We start from the raw sequence: 22,462 nt of genomic DNA, 5'->3' as shown, positions 1-22,462 counted from the left end.
GCAGCATAATGAGTCATGATCATTCGCACGATAAGAATAAAAAGACGCTGTTCGCAGCATTCCTGATCATCACCTTCTTCATGATCGTGGAGGCGGTGGGGGGCTTCCTCACAAACAGCCTGGCGCTCCTCGCGGATGCCGGGCATATGCTGAGTGACGCGATCTCCCTCGGGGTGGCGGTCATTGCGCTGACACTCGGGGAGCGGGCGGCGAACTACAGTAAAACTTACGGTTATAAGCGGTTTGAAATACTCGCAGCCGTCTTCAACGGCGTGACGCTCATACTGATTTCCGGCTTCATTTTCTATGAAGCCGCCGGCAGGTTCCAGAATCCGCCGGAAGTGGCATCCTACGGTATGCTCGCCATTGCCACGGTCGGCCTCGCCGTCAATATACTCGTCGCATGGATGCTGATGCGGAGCGGAAGCACGGGGGACAACCTGAATATGAGGGCGGCGTTCCTGCATGTTATCGGCGATATGCTCGGATCGGTCGGGGCGATCGTTGCGGCACTCCTCATGATATTCTTCGGCTGGGGAATCGCCGATCCGCTGGCGAGCGTCATCGTCGCGGTGCTCATCCTGATCAGCGGCTGGAGGGTGACGAAAGATTCACTCCATGTACTGATGGAAGGCACACCCGCCGATGTCGACCTCAATGAGATCGTCTCAAAGATTAAAGAAATCGACGAAGTGAAGGGCATCCATGACCTCCATGCCTGGACGATCACAAGCGGCATGAACGCCCTGTCCGCCCACGTCGTTGTCGACGGTGATATGACGGTGTACGAATCCCAGCATCTGCTTGAAAAAATCGAGGACGGGCTGGAAAAGCACAACATCGGCCATGTGACGATCCAGATCGAATGCGGGGACCGCGCCCACGGCGAGGACATCATCTGCGACATGGCTTTCCAGACGGAAAGCTCCCGTCACGGCCATGTCCATTAATAAAAATCAGGCGCTTCTATAAAGGCTGCGATGAGTTCAGCCGCTTTCCTGCGGGCCTCTCCCGGATAAGGGAGGTCTGCGGTGGAACCGGCGAGATACTGGACGAGATCAACAGCATCGATTCCTCCAGCTTCCATATATGACTTGTAGCGCGACCGCGTATACGCATCGATATAGAAGTGCGGCTCGGAACCGTCACCGCCTCCACCTTCCGTCGCCTGGAGGACGATGAGCATGATGAAATGGTTGAGGTAATATATGGACGACTGCATATCCTGCATCTCTTCCAGGGCGTAATTCGACAAGAGGAAATAAGCCTTGATCGCGGTGTATTTATTGCGGTCGTGGAGATGCGTCCGGACTTTCCCTTCCAAAAACGTGACAGCCGTCCGGTGCGGATCCGACCCGCCGGATTTCAGATAAAATTCATACACTTCATGCAGGTCGAAATTACCGTTGAAGTGGAAGAAATTTAAAAATCCCGTGGCGGAATAAAAGTCCGCCTGACCATCTGAGAGCACATACACATTCTTCAAAGGCACAGCCGAGAAATCAATTGCCCCGGCATGCTGCAGAATCCTTTTCACCAGTTCCGGTTTGTTGCCGGAGATCTTCAGGCCGGCCTGCTTCAGGATGAATTTCAGCTCAAAGACCCTCAGCTTCGGAAGGGTCGCCGGCAGGCTGTCATCTTCATATATGACACCTGCATCCATCAGCCGCCTGAGCAGATTGCCCGGTCTCCTGCCGTACTGCAGCTGCCAGAAATCGTATTTGTTCACTTCATCCGGCGTCCTGCCGGTGATGTAGTGCATAAACAGCACATCTATCGCATCGAGGTTCAATCTTCACACATCCTTGCGCGGACATACAGAAGAACACCGGAGACCCTCCGGTGTTCTTATTTTTGCTCATATCCATACTCGTTGCCCGGTCTCTTTGTATAGCTGTACTCATTTTCATCAAGTTTTCCGTACCGGCGGTCTTTCTGCTTATACGGCTCCTTACTGTAGCCGTACTCTCCATCGTCCACCTTCAGGCTGCCCGAGGTGCGGTCCTCGGCGGCGTGGGATGCGTCCGGGTAGGAGTAAGATGAATCATCGTACCGGCGCCGCATTTCCTTTTGGATCTCCAGCCTTTCATCCTGCATCGCTTCGGATTCCAAACCCTGCGCATCCTGGCGCTGGGTTTCATGGAAGTCCCGGGTCTCATTCCGGACGTAGCCTTCCTCACGCACACCGTACTCGTCCTTCAGCAGCAGTATCTCGCCCCTGTCAAGCGCTTCTTTGAAGTGTTCCTTTTCGGTGTCTGTGATATCCAGGTCACCGAGCACTTTATCTTCGGGGCCGCCATCGGAGAACATGGAGAGGAACTTATCCCATGTCGTCCCTTCGGAATCCCTGAAATTGACATCCCTGAACTTCATATAGGCGTATTCCAGCTTCTGTTTCGATATCACCGTGATTTCATCATCCCGGTAACCGTCGGCCCGGAGCGCTTCTATCCTTTCAATGACATCCCGTTCAGCGGCAAATTTTTCAAAACGGCTCATGATCGACCCTCCCATCTTTGATCCATTCAATTTTCAGTACCCATTCCATCAACGTATAAACCGGGCCCTGCATCAACTGATATGTTCATGATTTCGTACATCAATCCCTCCCGGCATGCGGTTTTTATAATAAACCCGCCTTCTCGCGTGATGGACCGCCATCCCGGCCATGACCGCAAGCCACACACCTGTGGCAGCGAACACCGTCACATACGGGATGATCATCAGGAAATCCAGCCCGAGCACCTGGGATAAGTTGATCGTCCCGACGGTGTACATCGCGACCGGGAACGCCATCCCCCACATGTCGGGTGTATAGGTGAGCGGGTGGCGGTTCACAACATGACGCCAGATGCCGAGCGTGATGAGCAGCGGGATCCACCACGTGCCAAGCACCCAGAAGAATAAAGTGAACCCCTTGAGGAAGACGGCGATTTCTGTGGTGAAGCCCGTGCCGTACATGATCAGCACCGAACCGGCAAGCGTCGTGATGGCAAGTGCGCCCATATTGATCCAGTAAGGCGGCGTCAAAGATGATGTCTCCACTTTGATGAACATCAGCCGGTAAAATATGAATGAGATGATATTGATGTAAAGCATGCACCCGAGCAGGAAGTGGCACAGGGAGATGAAGAGTATCACTTCACCAAATGCACCCATCCCGGGTGATATGAGTGTACCGAGCACGGCAATGGACTGCGTCGATACGACGACGAGCAGCCAGCCGCCGTTGACCGACTCATCGATTACGGGCTTCACCTGCTTCACGATGATGAGGGTGAAGAAGGTGTACATCAAGATGATCCAGAGCAGGAATGCAACGGCCCAGAAGAGGAATCCCCAGACGACGAGGTCATTGATGACGACCAGCTGGGTGCCGAGCACTTCAGTCCCCGCAATCAGGGTGAAGAAGCCAGGCCCTTTCGCATGGCTCGCGAGGTCTCCCAGGAATTCATCGGTATTGAAGACGATCCTTGCGGCATTCAGTGAAAGCAGTATGATATATATGAAAACATTCAAGTAAATCAGAAATTCGGCTGCCTTCCCGAAACTGAGGTACCAGAATGACAGTGACAGCGCGCCCGTCGCCATGACCATTGCGAAGTAGCCCGGGAAAAGATGACGGGACTGCCGTTTTAAAAAGTCCAGCAAAACATTCACTCTTTCCAGCTTATAGTAAGATTCCAACCTGTATATGATATATGAAAAAGTGAATTATTTCAACTTCATCCGCTCCGTTCCTCAAGCTGCCGTTCACGCGTTTCCTGGATCAGCCATTTGGTGTCTTTCTGCGCTTCAAGACGTTTATTGTCTTCCTTGATGCGGTCGAGGACGGTGCGCATCTCCTCATTTTCGAGCAGGTAGTTTTCCTGCTTCATCCGCTCCAGCTCGATTTCCTTATCTATGTGGTCGAGCCGCATCTGCTCCATCTTCCTACGGTGCTTCAAGTATTCACTGATGACGCTTGCGAGTATGCCTGCAAGTACGATGACGAGTATCCACATAATATCAGTCCATTCAATTGTTATTTTTCCTTGCACCAAGCGCTGTGCCTAAAAGCAGACCGAAACTCATCCCGAGGGATATTCCGATCCCGACGTTACCGGCGAGCATACCGATCACCATTCCGAAAGCAGGGCCGAGTGCGAGCCCGATGGCAAGGTAGTTGGCATCCACCTCCCCGGTCTCTTCCTGATCTTCATGCCGTTCCTCTTTTTCATTCGCCATTGCCTCATCCCCTTGAATGACAGAATATTCACTTAAATTATACCAGAAATTCATCTATAAAAATATATAAAAAAGAGGCCTGGGCATCCTGATTTTAAGATGCCCAGGCCGGTTTTGCTGGAGTAAACATTGAGCTCCAGATTTTCCTCAACTCTCCAGTGACCGGTTTCCTTCTTTGGATAATATATAGTCTTTGTAATCCTCAACATCGATGCGGTTTTTGATTTCCCGCTCCAAACTGCTGATATGATTCAACTTCGCTATGCTGCTCATCGTGCTGGCCGGTGTGTATGCTTTCCAATCGTCCAATTCTGAAAATAGTTCGCGTACGTTTTTCATTTGATTACCACCTTTTTATTTTTTCAAATAAAATAGCTCTTCCTGAATTAAGAAGAGCTTTAACACGGCTTCTTATCATCCAGTTATAGCAACTGTTGGATTTGGCACATCGCTTTTACAAGCTGTTGCCGGAGCTTCACAGGGCCAAGTCCCTTCACTCACTCTTAATAAGAGAACTATTTTATTTAATTGTATTATACTGCCTGGCTTTAATTATTTCATCTTATTTGTCTATTTGATGATCAGTCATACTGGAATTGATCGACGTACTGCCTGTACTCCTCGATCCAACCGAACTGCGGCCAGTCGTTGCCGCCTTCATTCTCCTGAGGTTCTCCCGGTGTCGAGCGGCCGAGGCGGACGTACTCCGCAAGAGATGTGACCATATCTTCAACGAGATCCGGATGCTCATCGATCACGTTATGCTGCTCCCGGATGTCCGCTTCAAGGTCATACAGCTCGGTCGGCTCGAATGACGGCTGTTCGCCGCGCTCCATCTGCTTTTGCGTCACGCCCATTCCGCCGCCCTCTTCAACGAGGTCAAGCTTCCATTTCCCCCGGCGAATGGCAAGCCCGCCGTTTGCTGAAGAGTGGACGACATCCTCCCGGACTTCCTCCGTCCGGCCTTCGAATATCGGTGACAGTGAATAGGAGTCCTCCGCTGCATCATCCGGCACATCCGCATCGATCAGTTCGGCGATTGTGCGGTACAGGTCGGATAAGCTGATCAGGTGGTTCGAAACCCCGCCGGCTTCAATCGCCGGCGGATATGAAATGATCGTCGGCTCCCTGTGGCCGCCTTCCCATATATCGCCTTTCGCGCCCTTGAATATATGGTTCGGGTAGTGCCCTTTGGCATGCAGCGCCTCGAAGCCGGCTACACCTGAAGCACCGTTGTCGCTTGTGAAGATGAAGATTGTCTCATCGAATATATCCTTCTCTTTGAGCTTGTCGATGATCTCCCCGACGTAATGGTCGAGCTGCAGGATGAAGTCGCCGTACAGTCCGATGCCGGATTTCCCTTTGAATTCCTTATTCGGCAATAAAGGCCCGTGGACGAGGTGGTTCGGATAGTAGAGGAAGAATGGATCATCACCCTCCGTGAACTTGTCGATCGTCCCGAGCGTCTTCTCCTGCATGACGTCCGGCACCTCCTCATGGACGAAGTCCGGTGCGATGACGCCGTTCTGCCACTGCGTCTGGTTGTTCGGGCCGAGGCGGTCGAGGTTCGATACGCCCGTCGTGCCGTTCGGTTCCGCCGTCACACGGTCGTTCTCGATGTAGACGAACGGCGGCTGGTCGAGTGAGGCCGGTGTGCCGAAGAAATAGTCAAATCCGAGTTCATTCGGACCGAAGGTGATCGGCTTGGAGTAATCGATATCGAGGCCCTCGAAATCAGCAAGCCCCGCACGGACGTCGAATATGCCGTCACGGCCGTGGCGTTTCTCCATGCGTGGGAAATCCTCAGGGTCGAGGCCGTACTTCTCAAAGTCCGGCTGATCCGTCAGCTGCCAGCCGAGGCCGAGGTGCCATTTACCGATGGCCGCGGTCTGATAGCCTTCGTCTTTAAGCATATGCGCTAGCGTCCGGCGGTCCTCCTCGATCAATGGCATCGAGTCCCCCGGCAGGACGTAGCTCTTCAGCTTCGAGCGCCAGTTGTAACGCCCGGTGAGCAGCCCGTAGCGGGACGGTGTACACAAGGCGGAAGTCGCGTGCGTATTCGTAAATATCATCCCGGACTCCGCCAGACCCTCCAGATGCTTCGTCTTCACTTTGGAATTTTCATTGAAACAGGAGACGTCCCCATACCCGAGATCATCCGCGAAAATCAATACAATGTTCGGTTTCTTTTCAGACATGTCTACACTCCTTAAATATTTGATATTTTCTGTTATCATCAATTATAAAGGAACCCGGAAATCTTATGAAGCGGAACCCCTTATACGAAGTTGAGGAGGAAAAGCATGAAAGAACATAAAAGCTGCTGCGCCCCGTCGAGAGGAGCGGGTGAAATCAGGGAGACGCAGGAAATCAAAGATAAAGAAAACCAGGACACAGAAGACATGGCGTTCATCCCCGGAGGCACCTTTCTCATGGGCTCGGAGGATGCGGATGCGAACCGGGAGGACAACGAGGGTCCTGTGCGGGAAGTCGAAGTCGCGGGCTTTTATATAGACAAGTATCAGGTGAGCAACCGGAAGTTCAAGGCGTTCATCGATGCAACAGGTTACGTGACCGATGCGGAGCGGTTCGGATGGTCGTTTGTGTTCCATATGCTGCTTGCGGAAGTCGATGATAGACATGTGAAAGGGCAGCTGCCGAACACCCCGTGGTGGCTCGCGGTGGAGGGTGCATCATGGAAACACCCGCACGGACCATCCTCTAACATTGAAGATATCCTGGACCACCCGGTCGTCCATGTGTCGTGGAATGACGCCAAAGCTTATGCCAAATGGGCCGGCAAACGGCTGCCGACCGAAGCGGAGTGGGAGTATGCTACAAGGGGCGGACTGGAACAGAAGCGGTTTCCCTGGGGAGACGAACTCGAACCGGGCCGGCATATGTGCAACATCTGGCAGGGTGAATTCCCGATGAACAATACACAGGCTGACGGCTACATCGGCACCGCACCAATCGACGCGTACAAGCCGAACGGTTACGGGCTTTACAATGCTTCAGGCAACGTATGGGAGTGGTGCAGCAACTGGTTTGATGAGACCAGGCAGGCGAAGGCCTTAAGAGGTGGCTCATACCTCTGCCACCATTCCTACTGTAACCGGTACAGGGTCGCAGCAAGGTCATCGAATATGGTGGACAGCTCAACCGGGAACATGGGATTCAGGACGGTGAAGGATGAGTAGACTACTTGAATTCAAAAACGAAAAAAGTGCGGACCGGGGAGGCCTGCACTTTTTGACGTGGAAGTCAGTTTTTACTGTTGTAGAGATAACCGATCGCAGAGCCGAGTCCGGAGCCTGTCACCATGCCGATTATCGTGCTGTCGAACATGCCGCCGAGTGAGATGCCAAAAGCCGTGCCTGCAACGATGCAGATGCCGAGATAGTTGATCTTGTGCTTTGCATTTCCTGTTTCCCTGGTGGCCATTCATATACCTCCCATGGATTTTTACTGCTTGCGCTGTTTGTTCTTTGAAAGTGACAATTAACACTTTCAGGGTAACAGATAAATGATGAGAAAGACAATGATATCCTGAAAAGCAAAAAGAGCTATGGTAAAATATAGAAAATATGTTTTATAACAAGAATTCGTATATCGGGTGTGAACTATATGGAGCATTTACAAAACAATTTATTGAACGCATATGAACGAGGCTTTATTGATCGCTATACCGGTAAAGTATCACATCATCCGCCAGAGTTGATCATTAATACAAAAGAAGAAAATGTACTCTCACCTATGCTGGATGCATTGGAGTCATGTGAGTCTTTTGTGATTTCTGTAGCCTTTATCACTGAAGGTGGTATTGCTTCTTTAAAGACGGCGCTTTACGAGTTAAATAAGCGCGGTGTCAGAGGAAGAATTATCACGTCTACATATTTGAACTTCAACAAACCGACAGTGTTTAAAGAGCTGCTTAAAATACCAAATATCGATGTGCGCATTACCGACCAGGCAGGCTTTCATGCGAAGGGCTATATATTTGATAACAGCCGGTATTCCACTATGTTTATCGGCAGCTCGAATTTAACGGATTCTGCTTTAAAGAAGAATTATGAATATAACTTAAAGCTCACTTCTTTAGATAACGGGGAAGTCATACATAATTTTAAAGAACAATTTGAAGTGCTTTGGGAAAGTTCTACAGCACTTTCTGACGAGTGGATTAGAGATTATCAGGATTTATATAAAGAGCTGAAGCATGACGATAAAGTACTGCATTTAATCGAGAATAAACAACCGTACCGCTATACAAACAACGATCCAAAAGAAATTACGCCAAATATAATGCAGAGAGAAGCATTGGAGTCGTTAAAGGGTTTGAGGTTAAGAGGAGAAGATAAAGGGCTTATTGTTTCAGCAACAGGTACAGGAAAGACGTACTTATCTGCTTTTGATGTAAAACAGTTCGATCCTGAACGGGTGTTATTTATCGCACACCGTGAACAGATATTACAGAAGTCATTACAGGACTATCGGGATCTAATAAATTCGGATGTTGAGAACTTTGGAATTTACAGTGGGACTGCGAGAGATAAGCATGCGAAATATCTTTTTGCGACAGTGCAGACATTATCAAGAGAAGATCATCTGTATCAATTTAACAGAGATGATTTCGATTATATTGTGATAGATGAAGCGCATAGAAGCGGGGCAGATACGTATCACAAAATCATTAATTACTTCACTCCAAAGTTTTTGCTTGGTATGACAGCGACACCTGAGAGAACGGATAACACAGAGATATTCAGTTTGTTTGACTACAATATTGCTTATGAAATCAGACTACAAAAAGCATTGGAAGCGGAAATACTCGCACCGTTCCATTACTTTGGTGTCACTGATTTTGAGAGTGATGGAGAAACGATTACAGATGATAGTGTGTTAACAGATTTAATTCATGAGGATCGGATTGATCATATAATTGATAAGCTCTACTATTATTCCCATGCTGGTGAAGAGGTTAGAGGATTAATGTTCGTCTCAAACAGAAAAGAAGCAGCAGAACTCTCTCGATTACTAAATGAAAGAGGATTTAAAACAAAATCACTGACAGGACTTGATTCACAAGAAGATCGGGACCAGGCAGTGAAACAGCTTGAGAAAAACGAGCTGGATTATTTGATTACAGTAGATATTTTTAACGAAGGCATTGATATTCCATCAGTCAATCAAGTGGTGATGCTAAGACAGACAGAATCAAGTATTATCTTTGTTCAACAACTTGGTCGGGGCTTGCGGAAACATGAAAGTAAAGAATTTCTTACTGTGATTGATTTTATTGGTAACTATAAAAATAACTATTTAATTCCTGTTGCTTTAACGGGGGATAAGTCATTTAACAAAGATAACTTACGACGGAATTTAATGAATCGCAATATGATTTCCGGGGAATCTACGATTAACTTTGAAAGAATCGCACAGGAACGTATATTTAAGTCGATTTCTAAAAACCGGGCGAGCGATTTAGCAAACTTGAGAAAGATGTACGCTTATACGAAAGATAAGTTAGGGCACATTCCATCACTTGTTGACCTACATAATGATCAGGACGCCATGAGTCCGATGTTGGTATTAAATAAATTTAATCACTATCCTGCATTTTTAAAGAAGTTAAAAGAACCTGTAAAGCCACTGACAAACGGACAGGATAAGATACTGACATTTTTATCGAAAGAGGTTGTAGACGGTAAAAGGGTGCAGGAAGTACTTTTGTTGCAAGACTTACTTGTAAATGATCATGTTGATAAAATCGATTTTCAATTGGGAATACGTGAAAAAGGCTACTATATGACGGACCGTACAATGCGCTCTATTTTAAGAATGTTAACATTGGAGTTTTATACGAGTCAGTCAGTTAACAAATATAAATATCCGTTAATTAAAGTAGAGGATAATAAAATTACCTTGAGTAAAGAATTTAATGATGCCTTGAAAGATGAGAATTTCAAGGCTGATGTAGAAGATGTGTTAGCACTGGCGGTACTGCAATCAGAAGACTACAATCAGCGACAACCACTCACCTTGAACGAGAAGTACAGCAGGAAAGACGTCTGCAGAGTGTTGAACTGGGATAAAGACGAGTCAAGCGTAATGTATGGTTATAAAAATAAGCATAATACAGTGCCGATATTCATCAACTACAATAAGAGCGAAGACATCGATGACTCAGTGAAATATGATGATCGGTTTTTGGACTCACATGTGTTTCAGTGGTTTACGAGAAAAGGAACAGACTTAAACTCGAAGATCAATAAAGAGATTATAGAGGATTATAAAAATGATGAGGTGACGCTGTATCTATTTGTGAAAAAAGATGAGGCAGAAGCGGAGCATTACTATTTAGGAGAAGTCGATATCGATTTAGAATCAGCTGAGAATTTAGAGAATGGAATAGGCGATGGTAATCATAAAGTAGCAAGGATGAATTTTATATTGGAAGATCCTGTGGAGTATGGGGTATTTAGATATTTTGAAAGTGCCATTAAAACTGAGTCAAATTAAAAAATGAAAACTTAAAAATCACTAACCAGTCTAAAAGACTTTCCGATTATAAGTATTTGGGAGGCTATATTATGTCTATTGAAGTTAAATTGAGAGAAGCAAGAGACAATTTAAAAACAAATTCAGACAGTATGTTTCTGTATGGTTGGTTAGAAATTAATGATAATGACTATGATGCTTTGATGGTTAAAAGTAAAGAAATTCTATCAAAGAAAAGTTACTTTGGATATGATTTGGAAGCAAAAACATTCCTTATTACATTAAGTATAATTGAATATTCAAGAAGACAATATAATGACGAAGATGATCTTTTTATAATGTTTTTGAATGAATTAGGAATCGATTATACAACCATAAATATACAAAATCTTCAAAAGAGAGTCTTTAGGCACCTAAAAAGATATTCTCACATCATAGAAACGAAAAAATCTAAAAGATATAGAGATAGCATTTTAATGCAAAACTTCATATTGAATTGTAACGCGGATAAGATTTTTGAATTTCTTGTGGAAGTCTACTTCAAAGAGTTGAAGGAGAATATTAATCACAGGCATGTAACTACATTTTTTCTAAAGCTCTATCATGCTTTTAGAGACTATATTTTAAATGAAGAGGATAACGATATAAACAGTGAAAAGATGACGGGCATTATTCAAAAAGTACCCAACTATTTTATACATGCATATTATAATTCTCCCGAGTTCGTGACGACTATATTAAGAGAATGGTTAACCTATATTCATGCACTTAATTTTAATATAGTTCCGGTTTTTAAGAAGAATAAGTATACAGCTATTTTCAAAAATAAATATACAGATATTAAAAGAAAAATTTTATTAAGAGAACAAGGGAAAACACTAGAAACTCACAAAAATGTACATGCTCATAAATATCTAGAATTAAACGATAGTGGACTAATAATTAATATTCCCTCTTATCATATATACGAATATGAGAATAGATCTTATAAAGTGAATATATATAATAAAGAAAAACTGATTAATTCACATCCTCTAGAAGTCATACATACGGAAATAGGCTATGCGACTGAAAATAAAAAGTTGTTAATCAATAATTTAAGCACAGATTTGAGATATGAAGTCTATGAAAACGATAAAATAATATATGATTCTAAAGATTTTTTTGTCAGAGATTTTTACTTATTTAATGATAAAGAAAGATTAGTTAGCATAAATCAGATTAAACTGAATAATTCTTTCACAATAGTCACCCCTTATGAGGTAGAAACAATCAAAGATGGTAATGAAGAAAGAGAATTTCGTGATGACTGTAATTTATATACTTCTTTACTCGAAGAAGACACGGAAGTAGTGGTAAATGACTATCTAATAAATGCGAAAGGAATTAATTTCGATACAGGTTTTCTTAAGGATGACCTCTTTAGTCATGTGAAATTAATGAATGATAAGCAGGAAATACAATTGATAAAAAGCTTTTCTAACTTTTATTTGAAATTGCACAAAGATGAGTATATATCGGACTTTATCTTAGAAATAAATAATTCTGAAAAATTTGATCTAGACAAACTATATAATGCTGAAGTGATTGAAGAGGCAGGAGATGACGTAGTAGTCAAAATAGATGTAAGAAAAATAATCAGAATGCTTCGAATAGAATTTAAGACTACAAATATATACGAGATTGGTTTAAGGAAAAAAGGATCATCAATATGGATCTATCATGGTAGATTTATGCCTGTAGGAAAATTAGATTATAAATTTGATAAATATTTATACACAAAAGAGAAGCATGCTACATTGCTCGAGTTGCAATCTCCGCTAATTGAGGGAGAGTTCCACCCTTTAACACATCCAACTAATACAGAGGGGACTTTTGTTTTTCCGCTTAATCAGAAGTCGAAATTAATATTTCAACTACCCTCCATACTATCTAAAGACGGGGATGAAGATGAAGAGATATGGTTTGAAGATTTTAAAGAAACTTCTATTAGAACGAAAGGTTTGGCAAACCACCCTATATGGCAAGTTGAGGCTGGAGGACCTATTACGCCTTTGAAACTTGGTGTTATAGAGAAAAGAGAGGGATACAAAGAATTTAATTTGGAGAATTTTAATAAACTAAGCTCTCCGTCTAAGACATTATATATAAACGTAAAAGGTGAGAGGTTTAGTATTTTTAAAGTTACTAATCAACCTAAGATTAAGAGTCTTCTCACCATACCTGATGGGAAAGATTTGATTGTCAAATGCAATTATGTAGGACCGAAGAACTTGAAAATACGATATGAAAGATATAATGAACCTGATAAATTAATGACTCTCCCCTTATCAGATGAGGTGATGTTTCCGGGAGTACTAACTGACTATCATAAATACACTTTATCAATTATTCGAGAGAAAAAGTATTTTTCAAATTCACTTGATATAGTTGAAAGTAGAAGTGAGTATCATGGGGATTTTCTCATTATTGAATCGAAACAAAAAAATTTAAAGATAGACTCAGTTATATGTGATGAAGATCGATATGAAATTAAAAACTTATACGTTAGATTTACATGGGTTTCTCAAAGTGAAATTTATATTGCGAAAATGTACCATATGGCTGTAGACCATGTGAGCGGTAATATCAAGGTGAAATACTATGATTATATTAATCCTGTGAGAATGAAAATGCTCTACTCAGATGAGGAATATATTACGTTTAGAGGGCAGGATACTAATCAAGAAGCATTGATATTAGATAAGGAAACAGGATTCTTAAATACATACTACAATCTTAGAGATTACAGCCGTTATTTAATAATAGATGAAATAATTTTAAGAAAGGATGAGTGTCATGTTTAAGCCATTAAAAGAGTCGCAAAGAATTGTAAATGATTACAAAGAGTTTATGAAAACGGGAAGATACATTAAGCATCCTTTTTATAATAAGCTCTTTGCTGAGGCATTGGAACAAGAAGAAATAGGAAAAGGTCCGTATCTGGAAGTGACAGATTCATTTACCAAAGGAAGAAGTTTAAACGCCCTGATTCATGAAGGCGTATTAAACGCTGACTATCAATTACTCAACAATTCTAAACATAAGGCAGTGCATTTAAATCGACCTTTATACAGTCACCAGGAGAAAGCCTTTGAAGTGATTGGCACGAACAATAAAAGTGCAGTAGTAACTACCGGTACAGGGTCAGGTAAAACAGAATCCTTTCTCTATCCCATCCTCAATGAACTAATGAACGAGAATGCTCAAGGGACGTTGGGTCCAGGCGTAAGAGCATTGATAGTCTATCCTATGAACGCTTTAGCAAATGATCAAATGAAACGTTTTAGGGAACTGTTGGCGAACTATCCTGACATTACTTTTGGCGCTTATACCGGAGAAACAAAATATAAAGAAGAGTCAGCTATCAACCATTATAATGCACAATATAAATCTGATCCTTTAGAAAATGAAATTATTTCAAGGGAAAAGATGAAAGAGTCACCTCCTAATATTTTAATAAGTAACTACGCAATGCTCGAATACCTGTTATTGAGACCGGGAGATGAGATGTTTTTCTCTGGTCCTCATTCAAAAGAATGGAAATATATTGTATTGGATGAAGCCCATACTTATTATGGAGCCTTGGGAATTGAAATATCTATGCTATTATCCAGACTGAAAGAAGCGATAAATACAAAAGATTTAAATTATATTTTAACAAGTGCTACTTTAGGGGACCAAAAATCTGTAGATGATATTGTCAATTACGCTAACAACTTGACTGGAAGCAATAGTTTCGATAGAGAGTCAGTCATCTTTTCAAAAAGGGAGAAAATAAAAGGTTCTCCAAAAATAGTTGATTTTCCAAGAGAAATTTATAAACGAATTAATGAAGGATTAAAGAATGCTTCTCAAGAAGAACACATAAGGATATTAAAGGAGGAGTTAGATTATCTGGATATCCCACATAGAGAAGAAACAGTTGAAGAATTGATATTCAATTTGGTGACCAATGATGCTTTCTATTTCAAAATTAAAAATATACTGGCTGAAAAAATGTCTGTAAAAGATATTACCAATACCTTGAATATTACAGATGATGATTTGCAAAACTTTGTAGATGTAGCAAGTAAGGCTATAAAAGAAGGGATCAAACCATTTGATGCAAGATACCATATGTTTATAAAAACCATAGAAGGTTGCTATATTTCTTTTGGGAAGAAACCAGAATTAAAACTATCCCCTAGTAAAACTAATAAAGAAGGAGCAAGATACTATCAGATTTCCATATGCAAATATTGTGGAGAAATCTATTTAAAAGGGAGTATTCATAATGGAATTTTCATACAGTCAGAAGAATATGAATCGGAATATCTCTTGACGAATAGTATAGACGGTTATAAAGATAATAAGGATTATAAGATATTCAATATTGATACCTTCTCAGGAAAAGTAATTCCAATTAACCAGATTACTAATAATAGATTTGAAACAGACAGAACCTATCATAAGTATATAGTGACTAAAGAAAGTGAAAAAAATATCCTTTTCAAATGTCTTTCATGTACTTCCAGTGATACACGATCTGGTATTACTATGGATTTTTATTTTCCTCAAATGAGTTCAACAAGTGTCATAGGTTCGAGTTTGTTTGAATCTTTACCCTCATCAGAGACTAAGAAAGTTGAGAGTAATCATTCTAAAGGGGGGTTCTTTAAACCTATAAAAAAAAGAACAGAAGTAATTAAAAGACCAAAGCAATATTTAACTTTTTCAGACAGTAGACAACAAGCTGCACGTTATGCTTCATATTTTAGTTACACTTATCAAAATATATTTAAAAAGAGACTTCTAATGAAAGCATTAGATATAGCAACAACTGAAAACCCCGGCCAAACAGAATTTAAATTTCATCTAATTGCTCGAATACTAAGTGGTTTAATAGAAAGTAAAATGAAAAGTGAAGATCAGAATTTTAGACCACAGAAAGAAGCAATTAAAACTCTGCTTTATGAATATGTCTCTAGAGATAGAAACAGTTTAGTACAGCTAGGTATTATTGATATGAAAATCAATTTCTCTGAACTTTTGGAGATGAACGAAGATCTTTTTATTGAGGGGTTTACAAATAAAGATAAGAACGACTTTTTCAATTACCTACTTCGGCCCTTCATAGTAAATTACGCAATAGAAGTACCTCAAGAATTTCAATCTCAAGATTTAGAAGATATATTTAGAGTGAAAAAAAGACAATTTGTCTCTAACTATAGTGCTGGTAAAATTAAAGGTTTTATATCTCAACATAAAAATAATAAAAGCACTAAAATGATCAGAGATTTAACAAAAATTGAAACAGAAGATAGAATACAGGAATTTTTAGAGGGGTTCTTTGAATTCATTAAAGAATTGAAGCTAGAAGATTGGCCATTAATAATCAATAAAGACGGAGAGAAATATCAATTATCAAATCGAGATATTAAAATAAAGGACATGCGCAATGAAGATTGTTACCAGTGTAATAGTTGCCATAAGATACAATACAGTTCTCTTACTGATTACTGTATAAACTGTCATCGGTTTAATGTATTAAATAAAACAAATCCTTCCCAAATTCAGTCTAATAGTCATTATTATAAAATATATACAACAAATGAAACTGTCCCTATGGTGATTAAAGAACATACTGCACAATTATCTCCAGATCAGGCACGAGATTACCAGAATAAGTTTATAACAAAAGAAATTAATATTCTTAGTTGCTCTACAACCTTTGAAATGGGTGTAGATGTGGGGGACTTAGAAACTGTTTTCATGAGAAATATTCCACCATCTCCAGCCAACTATATCCAAAGAGCAGGGCGTGCAGGGAGGAGTTCTCAGGCAGCTGCATTTAGCTTAACTTATAGTAACTTAACCAGCCATGATATGAACTATTTTAATAACCCTGAAAGCCTCATTAAAGGACGTATATCTCCTCCTGTATTTGATCGAGATAATTACAAAATTGCAATGAGGCATGCCAATTCTTTAGTCATCGCAGCATACTTTAAAAAGTATCCAGAATTTTTTACTGAGAACAAGATAGATTCATTTTTCAATGAAGAGGGGATAAGTTTATTCATTGATTTTATTGGGGACCAAAAAGATATACTAGCAAAGAGAATTAAAGAAATTTTACCAGATGCATTGAAAAAATATTCAACAGAATATGTAGAACAATTAGTTGATGAAGAAAATTCACCTATTCTGGAATCATATGAAAAATACAAGATTGAATTAAAAGAACTGAGTGAATTATATGATGAATTGGTAATGAAAAGGAAAACAGGGGAACTCATGAATGTTGATAAAGCAATGATTTCTCTAAAATCAACTGGAATAATTCAATACATGAGTAGGAGTAATATTATACCTAAATATGGATTCCCAGTAGATACAGTAGAATTGGAAACAAGTTTTACTAAAGATAGTAATAACACACTGCGTCTCTCAAGGGACCTTTCTCAAGCAATTAATGAATATGCACCAGATTCAGAAGTCATAGCTGATGGATATATTTATAAAAGCAGGTATATAAACTTACCCCCTAAAAAAAATATTGGTTTGCCATCTTATGTTTATATAAAGTGTTCTAACGAGGAGTGCAAACATTTAAATATAGTTAAGGATCAACTTAAAGAGAAGTTATCCAAGTGTTCTTTATGTAAGGAAGAGTTAAATGAAAAACAACAAAAAAGATTAATTATTCCTGAATTTGGTTTTACAAGTGAAGACCGAATAGAAAAAGCTACAACTAAAACACCTCATCGAACAAAGCGTAGCTCCGTATATTATTTAGAAGGTAAAGAAAAAGAATCGTATGATAAGCTATCAGCTTACAACATTCAAATGAGATCAACTAAAGATGATGAGTTGGCCGTGATCAATACTAGTGAGTTTATTATTTGTAACGAATGTGGCTATGGACTTTTAGATGATAGACAAGCAAAAAAGAAGTCACATAAAAATAAATGGGGCAGAGATTGTGAAGGGTCTTTTTCAAGAAAATCATTAGGTCACATATTTAAAACAGATGTAATCTTATTGAAGCTCAATATAGATCTTGATTTCTATGATGCCTTAGGTGTTTTATACGCTTTGTTAGATACGATGTCAGCAAATTTAGGTATAGAAAGAAGAGATATCTCAGGAACAGTAGAGTACTTAGGAGAAAAAAACAAAAGAACCGTACGGTTTGTGTTATACGACAAAGTGCCAGGAGGAGCAGGGCATGTTAAAAGATTGTATGAGAGAACTGATGCAGAAGTTCAAGAAATTTTCACAAGAGCATATGATAAATTGTCTAAGTGTAAATGTACTGAAGATACTTCTTGTTATAGTTGCTTAAGAAATTATGAGAATCAACACTTTCATGAACACCTTACTAGAATAGGGGCTTTAAGTGCGTTAAAAAGTATTATGGGAAATACTACATTAATATAAATGAGTGTTATAACAAATATTTTCCTATTAAATCTTGGGGACAATAATATAGTTGAAAAGAATTTATAAAATATTTGAATTTCAAATTATTTTCAGCAGTAAAGAACCTCACTATACTATATTCCTTTAGATCGCATACTTAGGGAATAACCCTGCTCTTAGTCTAGATGATTAAGATGAGTGTTTATTACTCGAAATAATAAGAGGTGAACATGATGATTGGTAAAGAAGAAAGGGATGCACTTCAAAATTTCTTAATGAACACAGATGAATTGGACAAATTAGAGGGGCGCCTTTCAGGCTTCAATGTCTTTGAAACATTGGGCATTGTGAACATGGAGATACGGCACAGTAACGTGATAGGGTGGTTGTTTTCACCTAATGAGCAACATGGGTGGGGTGATGCATTCCTGAAACGTTTCCTTCAGGAAATCACTCAGAAATATGAAGGGCAGCTCACCATTGATCCTCTAGACCTGCTGCTTTGGGACTATCATGATTTAATCGTCAGAAGAGAATGGCAGAACATCGACTTGCTTGCCGTCTCAGAGTCGAATAAATTTGTACTGGTCATAGAGAACAAAGTCTGGAGCAAGGAATCGAGGCATCAGTTGAATAAATATCATGAAATCATCAAGAATGGTTTTCCGGATTACCATAAAGTGTTCGTTTATCTCACGCCTTTTGGAGATGAAGCAAGCAATCCGGATTTGTGGTTAAGCATGGATTACAATCAGATGGTGAACATGATCAACTCCAGTCTGGAACGAAGAAGACATTCTATGGAGACCAGTGTGAAACTGTTTATAGAACAATATATGGATATACTCAGGAGGTACGTCGTGGGAGACAAGGAATTGGAGAAAATATGCCAAGATATATATTTCAAGCATAAGAAGGCTTTAGACCTTATTTTTGAATATAAGCCGGATATGTATTCTGAAATATCCACTAAACTCCAAGGCATGATTGAAAGCCATGAAGATTTGGTATTGGATAGTAGCAATAAAAATTTAATCCGTTTCACGACTAATCAACTTGCCGAGACGGTGGAAGCAGAAGGCAGGGGCTGGACATCTAGCAGAAGGATACTGCTTTTCGAGTTCCAAAACACAGCGAGGGGGCTGAGAATCAAACTTATCATAGGACCTGGAGAAAGTGCTGTAAGGGAAAAGCTCTATGATATCGCCTCAAATAATACAGCATTCAGGGGACGGAACGGAAAGCTGACGACAGCTTACACAACGATTTTCGTTAAGAACATCCTCGATTATAATGAGGCTCATGAAGTGGATCCTGAAAAGCTGCATAATGATATTGAAAGTAGGGTGGAAAGGTTCTTTGGAAAAGACTTAAAAACATTGGAGAAAGTTATATTGGAAGGTTACGGTCTAGAATCTTCAAAGCCACCAATGGATTAGAAATCAGAGAAGTATCCACCACTGAATACATAAAAGTGCCCGACTACATATTTTAGTAGCCGGGCACTTTTTAGTTTGGAACTTTATTTAAAATGTTACTTGTCTCTTCCAAGCTTCAACGCTGCATTGACATGTATCCTGATCCCATCAATCAAAACATCTTCATCAATCTTAAACTTAGGATGGTGGTGCGGGTAGATGCAGTCTTTTTCTTCGTTATATGTACCGATCATGATATAGACGCCGGGGAGGTTTTCGGTGAACGCGCCGAAGTCTTCGCCGCCCATCATCATGATCATTTCCTTAACCCTCTCAGCCCCGAAGGTTTCGGTCAGTGTCTCCCTCACTTTTGTGGTTTCTGCTTCATCATTGATGACTGCGGTGACGCCGTATGTGTAATCAAGGTCATATGTCGCACCGTAGATTTCACAGTTGGCTCTAATGATGGCTTCGATCTTCTCTTTTGCGAGTTCGCGTATTTCCGCACTCGCGGAGCGGACGCTGCCGCTGATTTTCGCGGTCTGCGGAATGACGTTTTCCGCGCCGGTGCCGGCATGGAAGTTCGTCACTGACACGACGAGGTTGTCGAGCGGGCTTGCCAGGCGTGAGACGATGTCCTGTACCTGTGAAACGATGCGGGATCCGATGAGTACGGGATCGATCGAGTTCTCCGGCTGGGAGGAGTGGCCGCCCTTGCCAGTGATGGTGAGGTTGAAAATATCTGAGTTTGCGGTCACGGGTCCCGACTTGATATGGATCTCACCGACGGGGAGGGTGGTCATAATGTGCTGGGCGAAGACGACATCCAGGTCGTCGAACTGCCCGGTCGCGACCATTTCCCTCGCACCACCCGGCGGCACTTCTTCAGCATGCTGGAAGATCAAGTAGATTTCACCGTGGATGTGGTCTTTATTTTTTGAGAGCACTTTGGCGGCACCTAAGAGCATCGCCGCATGGGCATCATGGGCGCAGGCGTGCATCCTGCCGTCGATTTCGGAAGTGAAGTCGAGGTCGTCACGGTCTTCCTGGATCGGCAGTGCATCGATATCGGCGCGTAAGCCCACTTTCCTTCCGGGGTGCGCTCCCCTGATGATGCCGAGCACGCTGGTTTTTGTCGGACGGCTGATTTCGATGCCGTCCATCTCTTTTAATTGTTCTTCGATATAGCTGCTCGTCCAGTGTTCCTGGTAGGAGAGCTCCGGGTGCCTGTGCATGGTGCGGCGCCATTCGATGACTTCGGGTCCGACTGTTTTTATTTCCTGATCCAACATATAAAACCTTCCTTTGATGAAATTTAAGTTCCGTTATTGACCCGGGAGCACTTTATCCTTCTTCTCCATGATCCTTCTCCTGTACCATTTGAACACCGGGATGAGCAGGCTCAGGAATGCAAGGGCGAGCAGCACGGCACTGATCGGGCGGGTGAAGAATATGCTGAAGTCGCCGCCCGAGATGATGAGTGCCCTTCTGAAATGGTCCTCGATCATGGTGCCGAGGACGAGTCCGAGTATCATCGGGGCAAGCGGGAATTTCGCCTTCGTCAGATTGTAGCCGACGATGCCGGCGATCACCATGACGACAAGGTCGAGCATCGAGTTGCGCACTGCATATGTACCGATGAAACAGAAGATGACGATCATCGGACCGATGATGTAGTAGGGTGCCTTCAGTATATACGAAAAGATGCTGATGAACGGCTTGCTGAAGACGATGACCGATAAGTTCGCGAGCAGCAGCCCCCCGATAATCGTATAGACGAGCATGCCCTGCTGTTCGATCAATAAAGGACCCGGCTGGATGCCGTTCATGATGAATGCACCCAGGATGACGGCGGTCGTTGCGCTTCCCGGTATGCCGAGTGCGAGCAGCGGGACGATTGCGCCCATGGCTGCAGAGTTGTTGGCGGATTCCGGTGCGGCGACGCCTTCGGGTATACCTGTACCGAATGACTTCGAGTCTTTTGAAAAGCTTGAACTCATGCTGTAGCTGACGAGTGAGGCACTTGTCGCGCCGACACCCGGCAGGACGCCGATGAAGAAGCCGAGCAGGGATGACTGGCCGATGGTGCGCTTCAGCCTGTTCAAAAGGCCGAGTCCCGGGAATTTCGTCTTCGGGTTGGCGGTCTTATCTTTCGTGAAGTAGTCTTCCTGCACTTTACGGAGCACTTCCGCGAGTGCAAAGAGGCCGATGATGACGGCGACGAAATCTATCCCTGAGCGGAGTCCGGTGACGTCGAAGGTGAAGCGGGCGACGCCCGAGCTGCTGTCGAGTCCGACGGTCGCGATCAACAGGCCGATGAGCACACCGATCATCCCTTTGACGAAGCTCCCGCCGCCGAGGACGCTCACGATGACGAGCGCCAGGAATATCAGTGAAAAGTATTCAGGGGAGGAAAAGTTCAAAGCGAGGGAAGCGAGTACAGGCGTGAGTATGATCAGGAACACACACCCGATCAGCCCGCCCGTTGCGGAACTGAAGATGGCGACACCAAGTGCTTCGCCAGCTTTCCCTTTCTTTGTCATTTCGTACCCGTCGAATACGGTCGCGACAGCTTCCGGCGTCCCCGGCGTATTGAAGAGTATGGCGCTGATGGAGCCCGAGAATACGGACGTCGTATAGACCGCGGTCAGGAGCAGGAGCGCCGGGATCGGGTCGAGGCCGTATGCCACCGGGAGCAGTATGACGACCAGCATGGTGCCGCTGATCCCGGGTATGGCTCCGCCGAGGATGCCAATGAAGACCCCCGCAAAAAGCATGATGATATGGATCGGTGTGAATACATTCGCAAAACCACCCAGCAGGTCTTCAAACATAATTTTCCCCTCCTTTTATTCAAAATAATTAGTTGC

Annotated in this window: 16 protein-coding genes and 1 riboswitch; of the genes, 6 read left to right on the top strand and 10 right to left on the bottom strand. The window is 42.6% G+C overall.

The features are described from left to right. Window positions 1–8 precede the first annotated feature (8 nt). Entirely contained in the window at window positions 9–950 is a 942-nt protein-coding gene (locus tag CRN96_RS10435) for a cation diffusion facilitator family transporter (protein WP_097041886.1), read from the top strand. Here the strand turns inward: CRN96_RS10435 and CRN96_RS10430 are convergent. The 7 genes from CRN96_RS10430 to CRN96_RS10400 all read right to left on the bottom strand — a co-directional run bounded on the left by CRN96_RS10430 (window position 947) and on the right by CRN96_RS10400 (window position 6,425). Beyond that, window positions 947–1,792 carry an SAP domain-containing protein gene (locus CRN96_RS10430; RefSeq protein WP_097041883.1) on the bottom strand — a complete coding sequence of 282 codons (846 nt, stop codon included), beginning with the start codon at window positions 1,790–1,792 and terminating at the stop codon, window positions 947–949. The two genes, CRN96_RS10435 and CRN96_RS10430, sit on opposite strands and share 4 nt — an antisense overlap. Window positions 1,793–1,848: 56 nt before the next feature. Next, entirely contained in the window at window positions 1,849–2,499 is a 651-nt protein-coding gene (locus tag CRN96_RS10425) for a general stress protein (RefSeq protein ID WP_179647191.1), read from the bottom strand. A gap of 72 nt (window positions 2,500–2,571) precedes the next feature. After that, window positions 2,572–3,651: a tellurite resistance/C4-dicarboxylate transporter family protein gene (locus tag CRN96_RS10420; RefSeq protein ID WP_097041879.1), complete on the bottom strand. Its 1,080-nt coding sequence runs from the start codon at window positions 3,649–3,651 to the stop codon at window positions 2,572–2,574. A 74-nt stretch (window positions 3,652–3,725) separates the two neighbouring features. Further along, complete coding sequence (locus CRN96_RS10415; RefSeq protein ID WP_097041877.1) at window positions 3,726–4,004, bottom strand: hypothetical protein; 279 nt, start codon at window positions 4,002–4,004, stop codon at window positions 3,726–3,728. Between the two features lie 13 nt (window positions 4,005–4,017). Further along, on the bottom strand, window positions 4,018–4,281 hold the full coding sequence (locus CRN96_RS10410; RefSeq protein WP_218839932.1) for a glycine zipper domain-containing protein: 264 nt from the start codon (window positions 4,279–4,281) through the stop codon (window positions 4,018–4,020). Between the two features lie 93 nt (window positions 4,282–4,374). Next, window positions 4,375–4,566, bottom strand: coding sequence for a hypothetical protein (locus tag CRN96_RS10405; protein WP_097041872.1), 192 nt, complete (start codon window positions 4,564–4,566; stop codon window positions 4,375–4,377). A 69-nt stretch (window positions 4,567–4,635) separates the two neighbouring features. Further along, window positions 4,636–4,740: riboswitch (SAM riboswitch) on the bottom strand. Window positions 4,741–4,808: 68 nt separating this feature from the next. Further along, window positions 4,809–6,425: a sulfatase family protein gene (locus CRN96_RS10400; RefSeq protein WP_097041870.1), complete on the bottom strand. Its 1,617-nt coding sequence runs from the start codon at window positions 6,423–6,425 to the stop codon at window positions 4,809–4,811. A 105-nt stretch (window positions 6,426–6,530) separates the two neighbouring features. On the opposite strand from CRN96_RS10400, the gene CRN96_RS10395 reads away from it, so the two are divergent. After that, a complete protein-coding gene (locus CRN96_RS10395) occupies window positions 6,531–7,427 on the top strand; it encodes a formylglycine-generating enzyme family protein (protein WP_097041868.1) in 897 nt (298 codons plus the stop codon). A 64-nt stretch (window positions 7,428–7,491) separates the two neighbouring features. Here the strand turns inward: CRN96_RS10395 and CRN96_RS10390 are convergent, their stop codons facing one another. Continuing rightward, entirely contained in the window at window positions 7,492–7,671 is a 180-nt protein-coding gene (locus CRN96_RS10390; protein WP_097041866.1) for a hypothetical protein, read from the bottom strand. Window positions 7,672–7,854: 183 nt separating this feature from the next. On the opposite strand from CRN96_RS10390, the gene CRN96_RS10385 reads away from it, so the two are divergent. The 4 genes from CRN96_RS10385 (at window position 7,855) to CRN96_RS10370 (ending at window position 19,613) form a co-directional block, all read left to right on the top strand. After that, a complete protein-coding gene (locus CRN96_RS10385) occupies window positions 7,855–10,749 on the top strand; it encodes a DEAD/DEAH box helicase (protein ID WP_097041864.1) in 2,895 nt (964 codons plus the stop codon). 71 nt (window positions 10,750–10,820) lie between these two features. Beyond that, entirely contained in the window at window positions 10,821–13,574 is a 2,754-nt protein-coding gene (locus CRN96_RS10380) for a hypothetical protein (protein WP_097041862.1), read from the top strand. Continuing rightward, entirely contained in the window at window positions 13,567–18,192 is a 4,626-nt protein-coding gene (locus CRN96_RS10375) for a DEAD/DEAH box helicase (protein WP_179647190.1), read from the top strand. Before CRN96_RS10380 ends, CRN96_RS10375 begins: the two co-directional genes overlap by 8 nt. Window positions 18,193–18,407: 215 nt before the next feature. After that, window positions 18,408–19,613: a PDDEXK-like family protein gene (locus CRN96_RS10370; protein ID WP_245844643.1), complete on the top strand. Its 1,206-nt coding sequence runs from the start codon at window positions 18,408–18,410 to the stop codon at window positions 19,611–19,613. Between the two features lie 95 nt (window positions 19,614–19,708). On the opposite strand, the gene CRN96_RS10365 is transcribed toward CRN96_RS10370, so the two are convergent. Both CRN96_RS10365 and CRN96_RS10360 read right to left on the bottom strand, forming a co-directional pair. After that, window positions 19,709–20,884, bottom strand: a complete 1,176-nt coding sequence (locus CRN96_RS10365) for a M20 metallopeptidase family protein (RefSeq protein ID WP_097041856.1) — start codon at window positions 20,882–20,884, stop codon at window positions 19,709–19,711. A 33-nt stretch (window positions 20,885–20,917) separates the two neighbouring features. Continuing rightward, window positions 20,918–22,426: a tripartite tricarboxylate transporter permease gene (locus CRN96_RS10360; RefSeq protein ID WP_097041855.1), complete on the bottom strand. Its 1,509-nt coding sequence runs from the start codon at window positions 22,424–22,426 to the stop codon at window positions 20,918–20,920. Window positions 22,427–22,462: the final 36 nt, after the last annotated feature.

It is taken from the genome of Salinicoccus kekensis, assembly GCF_900220995.1.
GTDB classification, from domain to species: Bacteria; Bacillota; Bacilli; order Staphylococcales; family Salinicoccaceae; genus Lacicoccus; species Lacicoccus kekensis.
This window is presented reverse-complemented; position numbering and strand designations above follow the sequence as displayed.